Genomic DNA, 13591 nt, shown 5'->3' on the forward strand with positions numbered 1-13591 from the left:
TGCTTCTCTACTTGCTTGAACCTGTTAGGGCGTGGATACGCTGATTCAAAAGGTTGGCTGTCTCCTTGATCATCATTTCACCAATTTGATCAACATGACGGTCTCTCCAGTTTTCAACAGCCGTTCCCTTCACCCATTGATTAAAAGAACCTAATGCTGGACCGCAGTAAATCTGATAATCCACTTTATAGCTTTCGGCTCCGTCTAAAGCCCAGTCAAAGCAGCGGTTAAAATACCATTTGAAAAGTAACGCCATCTTGTATTTAGGCGTTCGTTCCGCTCTTTTCAGTTCCTGAGGCGGGCAAGTGGTTTTCATCTGCTCATACACCTCTTCAAAGCTACGTTTAAAATACTTTTCCTGGAGCTGCTTCTTGGTTTTCTCATCGATTTCATCAAGCGAGTTGTATTGACGATAGAGGTCGTGCAAATTGTTCGCTCTGGCTGGAAAGAATAAGCCTTTTTTCAACACTTGAATTTTGGCTCCCATTTCAAACATTTCACCCGCCGGAGCATACTCTGTGTCTTGAACATTGGCCAACTGCAACGAATCCTTCACAGACTCGCTGGTCGCGGCCTCCACTGTGCACTGGTTAATCGAGCCTGTAACAATATAATCTGCCCCAAGCATGAAAGCGACCGCTGCAGCCTCAGGAGTTCCAATCCCTCCCGCAGCCCCGATTCTGATTGGCTTCCGGTATCCATACTTGTGCATCATGTTATCTCGTAGTCTGATCATCGCTGGCATCAAAGCAGAAGCTACACCGTGATCGGTATTTCCGCCAGAATCGGCCTCTACCGTTAACTCGTCCGCCATCGGAACTTCTCGTAACAGACTCGCTTCTTCTGTCGTAAGCTTATGTTCTTGCACCAATTTTTCTATCAGATACTCAGGTGCGGGACTTAAAAAGGCTTCCGCAACCTCAGGCTGTGATACTTTGGCAAAAATTTTGTTTGCCGCCTCCACTTGCCCGTTCATCCCCCGCTTTAATCCCTTGGCCCGATAGATGATCAACGCAGGGGTAATCGCCATAAACGCAGATGCTTCCATCACCCTCACTTGATAAGCAAGATACAGATCGACGGTTTTTTCTTCCATGGACGGGTCACTTGGATGATGCAACAAATTCATACCATACGGCTCGCCATGCTGTAGTTCACGTTGAATCTGTTGGATGGCACGCTCGATTCTATCCAGCTGTAAGCCACCGCTTCCGAAAAAGCCCATCATCCCGGCTTTCCCCATTTTAATGACCAGCTTTTCCGATGAGATTCCCTTGTACATCGCTCCTGCCAGATAGGGATATTTCAGTTTGTAGTCCTGTTTAAATTGCTGATTTCCCAGCGAAAAAGCGGTAATCCCTTTTGGCTGCTCCATGCTGTTCGATATCTCTTGCTCCATGTTTTCTTTCTCTGCTTCCTCTTCCGTGATCAGGGGTTCTGCTTCATTTCGTATCGTAGTAACTAACTTGGTCAACACAGTACCAGGACCAACTTCTTCTATTTCGTTTTCCCCCAAGGCCAGGAGATATCGAATGCTGTCACTCCATTTCACTGGGTGTGTAATTTGTTCCACCAAATTTCGTTTCACATCGCTCTGTTTATAGGGTCTTGCGTGAACATTTGAAATCACAGGGATGGTCATACTGGAAAAGGCAAACTGATTTAAATAGTCCTCAAAGCGTTGCTTCGCATCACTCATGTAACGGGAATGGAATGCTCCGCTCACCTTTAAGGGTATGTATACTTTTACACCCGCTTCCTGAAAAACAGGGTTGGCACGCTCTATATCTTCTTTTCGACCTGCAATCACAAATTGGAAGGGAGAATTGTGATTGGCAATATCGATACTGGTCAAATTATTTTCATGTAACACACGTTCTACTTGCTCCAAAGTAAACCCGATCACTGCCGCCATACCTCCACCGACGGCCAGACTCATCAACTCGCCTCTTTTTTTCACCAAGTGTAACCCTGTCTCAAAACCAAACACCCCAGATGCAAAAAGTGCGTTGTACTCACCCAAGCTGTGCCCCGCCACATAATCTGGTTTTTTCCCGGTTTCCTTTACCTTTTTCAGATAGCTAAGCGCATTTACCACGTACAAAGCAGGCTGGGTAAACTGGGTTTTACTTAACTGTTTGTCCGGATCATGCAGACAAAGCTCTTTGATGGAATAACCTAATATCTGATCAGCTTTGGCCGTTATTTCTGGAAACTCATCAAACAGAGAGCCCCCCATTCCTTTTATTTGGGAGCCCTGCCCTGGGAAAACATATGTGGTCATTTTTCTGTCTTCCTTTCTGTTTGTATGCAAACTTTTATTTGAGAATAGTTGCTTGATGCGCTCTACATTTTCGCCATCCTTTTTAAAAGGAGTGATAATCGAGTAGCATTCTGATTGTGAATCTTGTCGCAGATTTCGCTTTGTAAAATTACTCAAATTTCCTGCTGGTCCCAAATCCAAATAGATGTAGCTTTGCTGTTTCTCCAGCTCTTGGACAGCTTTTGGAAGCTGCATTGGTTTTCTTACCACTTGCCAAAAGTAGTCAGCTGGCAGTTCCTTCATGATTTCACCGTGAACACACGAGACAAAGGGAATCTGGGGAATTCCAAACGATTTCTGTTTCAATACCTCCCGATAATGTGGTTCAGCCGGATCGATGTAAGCTGAGTGAAAAGCATACGATACGGGTAGTCGTTGACAAATAATCCCCTTGCCTTTTACATAATCCTCCATGCGTTGTAGCTGATGACTGCTCCCAGCAATGACAAAATGCGAATGAAAATTCACTGCTACCAACTCACTATTTCGATGCAATAAAGGGTCTTGATCATACAAATCAGGATTGTGGAGAATCGCAAGCATACTCCCTTTCTGACAATACGTTTCGTAAAGGATGGCTTGTTCAACCACGAGTTGTAGCAATTCTTCCACAGGCATGATCCCAGACACAGCCCCCGCCGCAAACTCCCCCAAACTGCTCCCCAGACAATAGTCAGGCTTAATTCCGCTTTCCATGAGAACTTGAGCCAGAGCGTATTCCACCATAAAAATGGCGGGATGCGTAAAAAGGGTGCGATCAAATATGTCGTCTCGACGCTTCGTGTCATCATATAACTGGGCAAGGACAGACTCCCCGATCAGGGAATGTACCTTTTCATCTAAACTAAGCATCCATTTGCGAAATACCGGATTCTGATCAAAAAGGTCTCTCCCCATCTGATAGTACTGAGACCCCTGTCCAGAAAACATAAACACAACAGGCTTTTCCATGTATGATGCACCCCTTGTTTTTAAAAACAGTTTTTTATAATAAAAACTCCCCACAGCCTGGTCAATTGACCGTTGTGGGGAATTCATAAGCGATTTGTCATGGAGTGTTCTATCTCCTGAAGTACATCTTTTACGACAGCAACACTCCACTCTGTCTTTTTCGGGTAGGTGATCGAACACACATAGTCACCAAGGATAAAGGATGCAGTACGGTATTGAGGAAAGTTTTCAAAAAGACTATAAACAACCCCATCCCTTGCCTCTACTTGGCTTATTTCATAGATATGAAAAGAAGTGGTTAAACCTGTTTTCAAAATTTTGGATAACGCTTCCTTGACTGTCCAGAAAAGAGTGAGCGTCGTTTCATAAGAATAAGGCAAGCATGAAAACAAGCTGCTCTCTTTCACAGTCATCTGCGTCTCCAGAACTTTATTTCTATCCACGCTAATTCTCTCCATATCAATCCCCATCGGCAGTTCTTCCGAAAAAGCAATGCCGGCTGCAAGATCGTCACAATGGGTGATACTCACCTGGACGTTGGTTGCATTCGGTAAGTTCACGACTGGTTGATGAAAAATGCCCTGTTCAATACATATTCGCTCTAAGCTTTCGTCTCCAACCAAAAACGAAACGGCTCTTTTGGCGACATATCTCCCTGTCAGGTAGCTTTTTACTCTCCGCTCATACTCCAGATGAAAATAGTACTCGAATTCTTTTGGGTGCAAGAATTTTACTATTTTTAAAAAATCAGCGGGAACAGAAAAGTAGCCCATGCACAAACTGGCACGATACTCTCTATCCTTACCTTTTATAACGAATTCTTTCGTAAAGATCTGTGGAAACACATGCAATTCAATCTCCGCCTTCCGTTCTCCTACTGTGCCAAAGGGCAGAGCTTCCCCAGTTCGTGGGTAAATAAATATACACACTACCGTTTCATCGTATGTCCTCCCTACGTTCCTTTAACGTGCCGAAACATCGATTAAATTCCCTAAGGGATTTTCCTTTCAATAAAAAACTTATACAGCTAACTCTTTATATTTATGCAGAAAGTTCCAACAACCACGTTTATTGCATAACGCGAAAGAATTGGATATATTTAGTATAATACCACAAATTTTAGGATTTTATCTACTCAATCATTCCTATTTTTGTGGAAGCAGTAAGCGCTCAAGATACTTGCGAATCTACTTCATAATGAAAGGATTACTCACCTTGAAATGGTATGCCATCTTTGTAGAATCTGGTAAAGAAGAAGTCGTTCAAAAGTACCTCAAACTCTATTTTAATGAGCAGTCTTTAAAGTCCGTTGTGCCGAAGAGATTGGTTCCTGAGAAAAAGTCAGGCATTGCGAATAGTGTCATGAAGAATATTTTTCCTGGATATGTACTTATTAAGACTGAAATGACTAACGAAATGTTCCACAAAATCAAAAAAATTCCTAGAAATTTGCGTTTGGTCAATAACGGTAGTTACTATTCGCAAGATGAGGGTACTTATTATTCGAGCATTGATGAAAAAGAAATCACCCCGATCCTCCAACTCATGGGAAACGGTGAAGTTGTCGATTATTCAAAGGTTTATCTAGAAAATTCTAAAGTGATCGTAGAATCTGGTCCCCTAAAAGGACTGGAAGGTCTTATCAAAAAAGTGGATAAGCACAAAAACAGGGCTAAAATATTTTTAACCTTCATGGGAGTAGAGAAAACAATTGATGTGGGAATTGAAATCCTCTCAAAACCTTTGTAAGTGGGAAGCGTTTCGTACGCTTCCCCTTTTTATTTTCTTCATACAAGCACGCATTCCATCGTAAAAACATAGGCTCATGGTAAGTATCATTCGAGTAGGACTGCCCTGCTTTCATTTGGGAGAGACAAACAAGAGTTCCGATGTACGACTTTTCAAAAGTGTTGGATCCTTATTCTTGTTTGGAAAGGAAATTGTCTACATGGTTTTCTCGGACGAAGACAACATGTTTACTAGTCAGGCTGCCATTTTCCTAGCAGCCATGAGCTATCAGACTTATCCATTATATTTTGATGGGAAGCTCACCTTACCCAAAGGTTTTCAGCTTCGATACACGATTCAGGCTTTTGCAGATGTAGAGAATCCAACAGAACATGTATTTGGTTTTGTGGCAGAATCAAAAGATGAAATCATCATTGCCTTCAGAGGGTACGCAGCGTATCCGGCAGACCTTTTGGCGGCCTATGACATCCTCCAAGTCCCCTATCCTTTTGTTCCAGATGCAGGGAAAACCTCACGTGGATTTACCTGCCTGTATCAATCAACACGGGATCAGTTCATCAGAAAAATCAATCAGTTTCCCGCATCAAAAAAGCTGTTTATTACTGGCCACAACTACGGCGGCGCGCTAGCTGTACTAGCAGCTTTAGATATTGCGGTAAACACAAAGATTAGGCAACCAATCGTTTACACCTATGGTAGTCCACGTATTGGTGACCCCCAGTTCGCCTCACGCTTCAATCAAGTCGTTGTCAATAGTCTACGCATTGTAAATGTCCACGACTCTTTTCCTACATTCCCCGATCAAAAGTATCCGCCTCCTTTTACCCAGGAAGGTATCTATTATCAACATGTAAAAAACAAGTTTCCTCTCTCGTTTCAACTGAATAATACGCCTCGCAACGATAGTATCGCCTGCTATTTTCATAACCTCACTCAGCTTGACCCTGATTATGCCCAAACGCTCTGTGTGGAAAATCCGGGGTTTTGTCCCAATACCGATACGTGTATTCCGTTTCTAGGCAAATGCTAGCTTTTTTACAGCCTTGAAACTCAGAAAGGGAGACACATGAATGATCGATCGTATTTATAACAGCAAAGATGCGATTTTACTTGCGGCTATGATCCATCAGGCCTATCAGCTATTTGAAACAGATTCACTTGTCTTGCCAAAAGGGTATCGTCAGCTCTCGACTATTCGAGCATTGGCTGGTGTTGAGACTCCGGAGTCAGAGGTGTTTGGTTTTGTAGCCGAGTCATCCGACAGAATCGTAGTAACTTTTCGAGGAACACGCACGTTTAACGACAATGAGACTGATCAAGATTTGTATCAAGTCCCCTATCGTTTCGTCAGAAAGGCAGGAAAAACCCACCGTGGGTTTACTTGTATGTATCAATCCGCGAGAGATGAATTGATTCGGGAGCTGAGCAAGCTCTCCAGATCGAAAAAACTATTTGTTGCAGGGCACAGTTTAGGGGGAGGGTTGGCCGCCCTAGCTGGTTTGGATATTGCGGTGAATACGAAATTTGCGCATCCTTTTGTGTATACGTATGGGAGTCCTCGTGTCGGAGATCCTGTCTTTTCTTCGCGGTTTAATGAGACAGTAAAGAACAGTGTTCGGATCGTGAATGTTCATGATATTATTCCAACTTTGCCATCCAAGGCGTACCCACCTCCGTTTACGAAGAAAGGATTGTACTACCAGCATGTGGATCGGAAGTATTTGTTGGATTTTCAGTTGAATAGTGTAGCTGTAAGGAATCATGAAATTGTTTGTTATTTTAAGTTTCTGGCGCAGGAGGAGCCTAGGTTTACGGAGAGGTTGTGTGCCGAGAATGAGGGGTTTTGTCCGGATACAGGGATGTGTGTGCCTTTTTTAGGGGGATGTTGATTCAATGGAATCACTCTCTTTTTTTATGCCCTCTTTATCACGCCGTGAGAGGTAATCTACAAAAAAACTTATTGATAACCATTTTCAATGATATTATAATGGTTATAATTTCCAAATATTTACTTTCGCTCATGGATGAGCAAAAAAGGAGGCATTACGATTATGAAAAAAGCCATTTTAGCAGGAGCATTAGGGATTGCAGTACTTTCAGGTGCAAATTTGCCAGGATTGGAAGTCTCAAAAGTTAACGCAGCAGCAACGGCTTTAGACATTCAAGAGGTTACGAAATACTATTCTCTGAGTTCATACGAAGTGACCCAAAAAGAATCTTTTCCGCTTAAAAAGGGTGAAGAGCTTACGATTTTTGTAAACAATTCAGGATTCCCGATTTCTTATACAGTCTTTGATGCAGATAATCAAGCGATTGGTACATACCAAGCTAATTCACCATACGGACGTGTATTCCAAGCGCAAAAAGACGGCAATATCTCTGTACAATTTCAAGCCGGAGCGAATTCTTCCTATATGAAGAAAATGAATTTTACAGCTAAATTCGCTCTTTCCAAGTTTTAATAAGCGTTAAGCGTATGTAAAACAGTAAGGGCTGTCTCAAAAGTCGATTTCTCGCCAAAGAGACAGCCCGCTTGGATTCATTAACAATTCGAAAATCAGCGTTGTTGACGTCAATAAACCAGGTGCAAAAAAAGACCCCCCTTGTCTACAGAGGGGTTGAGATTATTAGTAACGATGTGAAAGAAGCAGTCGATAAGTACAATACATTCAAACACGGATGTTCTGTTTATAGAGTTATGATTTACAATGGGGCAATGGGGCAACCAGTTTTCCCCGTTCGATGTTAAGTCGAGTGAGAAATGGTCTGTGTCGTTCATTGCTCCTTATTTCTTTAATTCCTCTGGAATTTCAGGTTTCCCCACGAATCCAAAGGATGCTGTAGTTACCGCCAGTACCGCAACAAATGAAGCAACTGCTGAAACATGTTTCGCTACGAACATCATCGCTTTATTTTTCATCTTTTCCACCTCCTTTCAGTGGAATTAGCGTCAGTGATTGCACAAAGAAGGTCTTAACCAGTGTCTCGCTGTCTATGAAAAATAATGAACTGACGATGATAATGGAGATGGTCTTGAGGAGCAAAGTCTGATTCTGTTTGAATAGTCGTGATTGCAATTCCATTTCTTGCGGTGCAAAAAGTGCTACTAGGACTAATGTGATAATAATAATCGGGGTGACAAAATCATTAGGTAGGGTAATGAGAGGGATTAATACAGCTCCCACTATACTTGTCATGGTGCAGTAGACAGACGATGAATAGTGAAATCCTCCTGAAAATTGGCGTAGTACTAAAAATCCAGCCAATGTGATTAATGTTCCTTGAAATGTCCCTATCATTAGTGAAATGGTAAGGCTACTCGTAATGATGAGAAGCATGTTGATGATAAGGATTAACCCAAATTTCATTGTAGGCACTGACTTCGTTTCATGTGGATTGATCGACTTTAGTTGGATTGCTATTCTTTCAGCAAGAGTTTCAATCATATTCCCCATCCCTTTTTATAGCCAGCCATGCCAGTATCGTGATTCCGATTGCCATCCCAAAGAAGATCCAGACTATGGAAGCAATTCCATATGTACTTGCTAATTTAAACAAGACCGTTATCAATACACCTGTTACAACAATCAGTGACAAAATAACCATGTTGATTCTATGGTAAATAAAGAAAGGCGCTCCGTCTCTGACAAATGTAAATTGCAGTCCAAATTTTCGAAGCCCATAGCATAATGCAAAGGTAAATAATGCGGAGATTGTCTGGAATATGAAACCTGTGTTGATGGTTCGATCCCGTAACGATTCGATTGTCTCTAGGGCTCCTATGACGGTCAGGAAGAACACTTCCACCATCTGAATCCCCAAGTATATTCCTGCTGTTATCATGGTCATTAAGGCAGCATGTCCCCAATTCACGTTCCATACCAGGATTAATGCTCCAAAGATGATGACGACTTGTGCTATGGTTGCATAGTCTCCATATGGCGTAAATTGTCGTAGCCCAAACGAGAATAGCATTAATACCAGACTCACAAAGAGAATCCTGTTGATATGCACCAAAAAACCAAACCTAAATAACGTAGTCATAAGAGCAAATATTGCGAGGTATTCCAATGTTGAAAATAGGACAAACAGCATGTAACTTTTTCACCTCAATTACTTATTGAGGGTTATATTCTACTAGAAACGACAGATTCCTGCTTGAATTTACCAGTTTTGACATTTTAGAGCGTTCAAGCGTCACTGAGCACGGGAGTATATTTTTGAAGAAAAGAGAGCTTGAGGTATAAGTTATCAAGATAATAGTTTTGGTGTTTGTACGACATTAGAGGCACCACAATTCCCCCGAAATCTGATGAGAACCTACAAACTAGTCATAAACCGAAAAGTACGTTTCTAAGACATGCTCATGCTACGCTTCTTCTTATTCAAGGTGTCAATCCTACAGTGGTAAGTGAAAGATTAGGACATGCATTCATCCGATTGGCTCAATACTCTTACTCCTTCCAAATTCGTGTACCCAAAACAAAAACCGCCCGGTTATTTACCCGAGCGGCTTATTCATCGTGCGTAGCCTTAGTATAGAGCGTCGGCCTTCAAATCATAATTAAGTGTTCTTCATGTAGAACAAAGGTTATGTTAAGGATTGTAAGATGAAGGGACTCATTCGGCACTGGGTATCCCCACCAAACCAAATAAGCACAGTTTACGATTTTTCTTCACACACTCGAATAATCTCTTTAGGTATTGACTCAAATACTAATATCTCTGGTTTTGGATAAGGTCTTTTTAACAAGTATTCTTGAAGTGTCACCATGCTATCCCAATACAACTTAATCCAATGCTCAATGCTTTCTCCTGTCTCAAAGTTTAAGGCTTCTTCATCAAAATCCTTGAAATCATCGTAGAACGCTTGGTCATAGATAGAAATGGATATCTCACTATCATATACGAGAATTTTATCCGTAAACACAGGAAAACAAAACGACTTAAAAAAGCGATTAGATATATCAACACCTATAGCTTCTTTAAAATTAACCCAATCAGGTATACCAAAAGGTCTCAAACTTTCAGTCTTTTCAATTTTTACTCTACCACCGTTACTATACCGATTATTAGACTTTGTAAAGTATTGTATTCCTTCTTGCATGACTTGTTCTTCCGAAACAAAATGTGCGTGATTTTCAGGTAAATAAGCATGATACAACAATAAACTCACTTTCTCTCACCCACTCATTCTTTATTTCTTGGCACATAAGGGAAGTGTGAACTTCTGGTAGGGTCATCTAGGTGTTCAAAAACTCTGTGACTTCCCGTTGGAGTATCAGGGGTACTGATATTTCCGTCAAATTCTTTATAATACTTGGTTATCCGGTTTGGATTCGGATTATTAGGATTTGGCCAGTTTGAAAATGCCTTATCAGGATTAGTCATTGTTTCTTGCCTTAATTTCTCTACATCAACATCTTTCCCATATTGTGACCTATTAGGAGTAGATGGTCTACTTGGGTCATACAGGTGTTTTTCAGAATGTGGATTGACAAAATCTTTGGGATTGCTTCCCCCACCGATTTTTGTAGGAACAGGGGTTTTTCCCGTCCCCTTCTTTAACGCATTCACTAAATCCTTAACGTTTTTACTTCTTCCCAATGTCAGTGCATGTACGGCAAGCCCACTGAATGCAAGTGCATCATCAAGATCGATATCCTCATCCCGCAACGTATCCAAGTCTTCTTGCATTGGCTCGATATAGCCTTCCCTCGCAAACACCTCAATACCCTTTGGTAAATCCTCTGCTGCCTTCTTCAAGCCTTTTGGCAAATCATTAGCAGCTTTCTCCAAAGCCCCTGGCAACTCACTTGCCGCTTTTTGCATCGCAGCAGGAACATCTTCCCAGCATCGAGATTCCTTTGACGAAATTATCCCACATGCTTGGCTTTTCCTGTGGCTTTTCGCAAGCTGGTCCTTGTCCAAAACCAGCAGCAAACGGACCGCTATTTGTTGACGACTGATTTCCTATCGTCACACCACCCAAATCCTGCCCGTCATCTTCAATCTTGATCTGCCCACAATAGAAACACATATTTGTTGATTTATTTAGCAATGCCAGATGGCCGCCGACCATTTTGTCCGCTTTCCCTTCTATCCATGGCATTGTTGTCAGAGGTATACACGGCATTGGCGTAAGTACACCGTTGTTAGCTGCCGTGGCAGAAGCGACTGTGGGATTTTGTAAGCTATTGCACTTTCCAAAGGGCATGATATTTACGTTGGGAACAAAATCCATGATGTTCATTTGCGGCTTTCCTTTTACAAAAACACCATGGCTGAACGACATTTTCAACCGACTCTGTTTACTTCCGCTGCTGCAAGATAAAATGGCTCCCACAACCACGTAGCTCTTGCGTTCAGCGCTTGACTGCTGGATATTGATACCTTCAATATTGGGCATTCAGTCTCCTCCTCTCTGTAAAGGTTTCCATACAAATGGAAGATGCTCATGTCGATCGATACGTCCGATATCCAATCTATATATAAAAAGGAAATAATGACCACATTTTGGTGTATCGGATATAGAATGTTCCCGAGAAATAGGTATAAAGTTGCAAATACACCTTTGTGTTCAATAAGCCGCCTTATTCGGTGCGGAGTCTACCCCGCTCGACATACCTGCAACATGGATTACAATAGACTAAAATTTCCATGTGACGCCAAAAATGCAAAAAGAAGCTGCTAACAGCTTCGAGTGAAAGATGAAACTAGCTTTGGTTGAATCTAGGCTGTTAAAATATTGTCAAGCCACAACATCTTGGGGTTTTGTAATCAGGGTGGATAGTTGAGGGCATAAAAAACCCTTGATTTCTCAAGGGTTCTAACAAATGTTTTTACAAGTGGATACTCGAAAGAATCCCCGTTCCTTACGTCTCACTTCTCATGCAACAAAATAAAAAATAAGAAAGCTAAGGAAGACGGCGATGAAACAGCTAATCATTCCACAACTACTAAGAGCCCTCCTTCAAAAGACCAAGATGGTTATTCTTCAATAGACTCGATAAAAGATGGTGAACTCTATCAGCGTTGGTATTATGATGGGGACGGAAAAGCTGAAATGGATATAGATTACACAAACCATGGCAATACTAAAAGCCATCCAAATGTTCCACACAGACACGATTGGTTTTGGCCACCAGTGGGACCTCCTTCTAGAGGAGAATGGTACTAATCCAAACAAACTAGTAAAACTTAAAAAGTCGATGGGGCATTATGAACGCCCATCGACTTTTTTTGAATAAGATATTAAACTAAGAAAAATCAAGCCGTGATTATAGGAGGAAGTATGGACTATACATATGAATCTTTAATGGCCGATTTGAAAATTGGACGTGAAATAGAGTTTGAATATAAAACATCAAGATACTCCATTACTCGAACTAATGGATGTTGGAACTTCACCACATTCAATCAAGAAGACTATCTACAGATAAAGAACCTTGATGATATCGGTCTAGTAAAAGTTGAGGATTGTTTACTAAAAGATCTATTTGATTTAGGAAAATATCAAGACTTAACTATTTTTTAATGTAATTTATTGTATTTGTTTGCTCAACACCCGATTAATGGGTGTTTTTTATTGAAGTTTATGCACACACTTCTCGTATCTAACAATTAACGAAGCAGACAAAACTAAGCATACAACATAAATTAGTCTTTCTTTATTCGAATTGTCTACTGTGTACGTCAAGACAGCTCGAACCATTTTACCTTGGATGAAAAATATGAATCAATACTTGCACGATCCTTTTAATGCACATTGCTCAGGGGATTGAGACTAAAAAAGCCCTCCCCCGAACACAGATTCGAAGGAGGGCTTCACTATTATATAGGGATACCAACAGCATCGCGCAATGCATCTGCTGCATAATGGGCTGCAGCCCTTACTTTTGAATCGGCACTTGCCGCCCATAGTGCACCAAGGACACCAATCACTTTTTCAGCTGATTCTTTATCTAGTTTGTTATTCACAACTTTACCCTCCTTTTGTGGATGAGTGTTCTACCAGTGTTCGCCGCCTAGGGCTTCATTAAAGTCTACTGTGTGCCCTGCGAGCTCCTGTCCATTTTTGTATTGATAGAGGTTAACCGGCTTTGGATACCTTTCCTCGGCTCCAGGCATAGGTCTGCGAGTAGTGTTTGCAGGCTCCTCGCTTCGCCATATCATCAACCACTGCATAAGAGCCATACACACCCACTGTATAACCGGGTAGTTCCGGAGATTGGCACCCACCAGATACCGTCATCCCGAACAAGTTTAATCTTTGTACTCATCCTGGTTAATGTCTTTGACTACGCCCCATTCCCTGCGGATACAGTCCTCGTGCCAACTAACATTTGATCGCATAGTCTTTGCGTGCGGAATCATAAATGATGATGTTCATTTCTACCAAGGAATCTGGATCAATCGGTGGTAATGGAGCCGCTACTTCCTCATAGTGATGTTCATACATTAAGGTCAGTTTCCGTCTCCTCCACTAATCCAGCCTCAATTAAGTCCCGAAGAATGTAAGGAGCGCATCCAGGACTCACGCCTGTGCGGATTTTGCTTATTGCTTTG

At 41.7% G+C, this 13591-nt stretch carries 14 protein-coding genes and 1 pseudogene; 5 read left to right on the plus strand and 10 right to left on the minus strand.

What is annotated here, in order from left to right; genetic code table 11:
* Positions 1–7: 7 nt before the first annotated feature.
* Together fabD and HPY28_RS07495 are read right to left on the minus strand one after the other, a co-directional pair.
* A complete protein-coding gene (gene fabD, locus HPY28_RS07490) occupies positions 8–3274 on the minus strand; it encodes an ACP S-malonyltransferase (protein WP_174230329.1) in 3267 nt (1088 codons plus the stop codon).
* Between the two features lie 83 nt (positions 3275–3357).
* Complete coding sequence (locus tag HPY28_RS07495; RefSeq protein ID WP_371813443.1) at positions 3358–4119, minus strand: 4'-phosphopantetheinyl transferase superfamily protein; 762 nt, start codon at positions 4117–4119, stop codon at positions 3358–3360.
* A 370-nt stretch (positions 4120–4489) separates the two neighbouring features.
* Between HPY28_RS07495 and loaP the strand changes: the two genes are divergently transcribed.
* The 4 genes from loaP to HPY28_RS07515 all read left to right on the plus strand — a co-directional run bounded on the left by loaP (position 4490) and on the right by HPY28_RS07515 (position 7485).
* Positions 4490–5023, plus strand: a complete 534-nt coding sequence (gene loaP / locus HPY28_RS07500; RefSeq protein ID WP_174230331.1) for an antiterminator LoaP — start codon at positions 4490–4492, stop codon at positions 5021–5023.
* 199 nt (positions 5024–5222) lie between these two features.
* The gene (locus tag HPY28_RS07505) at positions 5223–6053 is read left to right on the plus strand and encodes a lipase family protein (protein WP_174230332.1); all 831 of its coding nucleotides are present in this window, start codon (positions 5223–5225) and stop codon (positions 6051–6053) included.
* 40 nt (positions 6054–6093) lie between these two features.
* The gene (locus HPY28_RS07510; protein ID WP_174230333.1) at positions 6094–6912 is read left to right on the plus strand and encodes a lipase family protein; all 819 of its coding nucleotides are present in this window, start codon (positions 6094–6096) and stop codon (positions 6910–6912) included.
* A gap of 162 nt (positions 6913–7074) precedes the next feature.
* The gene (locus tag HPY28_RS07515; protein ID WP_173622274.1) at positions 7075–7485 is read left to right on the plus strand and encodes a hypothetical protein; all 411 of its coding nucleotides are present in this window, start codon (positions 7075–7077) and stop codon (positions 7483–7485) included.
* Between the two features lie 323 nt (positions 7486–7808).
* Here the strand turns inward: HPY28_RS07515 and HPY28_RS07520 are convergent, their stop codons facing one another.
* The 6 genes and pseudogenes from HPY28_RS07520 to HPY28_RS07545 form a co-directional block, all read right to left on the minus strand.
* Positions 7809–7943 (minus strand): cyclic lactone autoinducer peptide, encoded by a 135-nt coding sequence (locus tag HPY28_RS07520; RefSeq protein ID WP_017250293.1) that lies wholly within the window; start codon positions 7941–7943, stop codon positions 7809–7811.
* Entirely contained in the window at positions 7933–8469 is a 537-nt protein-coding gene (locus HPY28_RS07525) for an accessory gene regulator ArgB-like protein (RefSeq protein ID WP_017250294.1), read from the minus strand. Before HPY28_RS07525 ends, HPY28_RS07520 begins: the two co-directional genes overlap by 11 nt.
* Positions 8462–9013 carry a hypothetical protein gene (locus tag HPY28_RS07530; RefSeq protein ID WP_238144487.1) on the minus strand — a complete coding sequence of 184 codons (552 nt, stop codon included), beginning with the start codon at positions 9011–9013 and terminating at the stop codon, positions 8462–8464. Before HPY28_RS07530 ends, HPY28_RS07525 begins: the two co-directional genes overlap by 8 nt.
* 673 nt (positions 9014–9686) lie before the next feature.
* Positions 9687–10199: a DNA polymerase III gene (locus tag HPY28_RS07535; protein ID WP_174230334.1), complete on the minus strand. Its 513-nt coding sequence runs from the start codon at positions 10197–10199 to the stop codon at positions 9687–9689.
* Positions 10200–10213: 14 nt separating this feature from the next.
* Positions 10214–10855: a hypothetical protein gene (locus HPY28_RS30365; RefSeq protein ID WP_254613071.1), complete on the minus strand. Its 642-nt coding sequence runs from the start codon at positions 10853–10855 to the stop codon at positions 10214–10216.
* Between the two features lie 160 nt (positions 10856–11015).
* Positions 11016–11432 (minus strand): annotated as a pseudogene (locus HPY28_RS07545) (DUF4280 domain-containing protein); the annotation flags it as partial.
* A gap of 885 nt (positions 11433–12317) precedes the next feature.
* Here HPY28_RS07545 and HPY28_RS07550 point away from each other — a divergent pair.
* The gene (locus tag HPY28_RS07550; RefSeq protein WP_174230335.1) at positions 12318–12560 is read left to right on the plus strand and encodes a hypothetical protein; all 243 of its coding nucleotides are present in this window, start codon (positions 12318–12320) and stop codon (positions 12558–12560) included.
* Positions 12561–12856: 296 nt separating this feature from the next.
* Here the strand turns inward: HPY28_RS07550 and HPY28_RS30370 are convergent, their stop codons facing one another.
* Both HPY28_RS30370 and HPY28_RS30695 read right to left on the minus strand, forming a co-directional pair.
* Complete coding sequence (locus HPY28_RS30370) at positions 12857–13003, minus strand: hypothetical protein (RefSeq protein ID WP_254613072.1); 147 nt, start codon at positions 13001–13003, stop codon at positions 12857–12859.
* 358 nt (positions 13004–13361) lie between these two features.
* Complete coding sequence (locus HPY28_RS30695) at positions 13362–13484, minus strand: hypothetical protein (RefSeq protein WP_256437584.1); 123 nt, start codon at positions 13482–13484, stop codon at positions 13362–13364.
* Positions 13485–13591 lie beyond the last annotated feature (107 nt).

This window comes from Brevibacillus sp. HB1.2 (assembly GCF_013332495.1).
GTDB classification, from domain to species: Bacteria; Bacillota; Bacilli; order Brevibacillales; family Brevibacillaceae; genus Brevibacillus; species Brevibacillus porteri.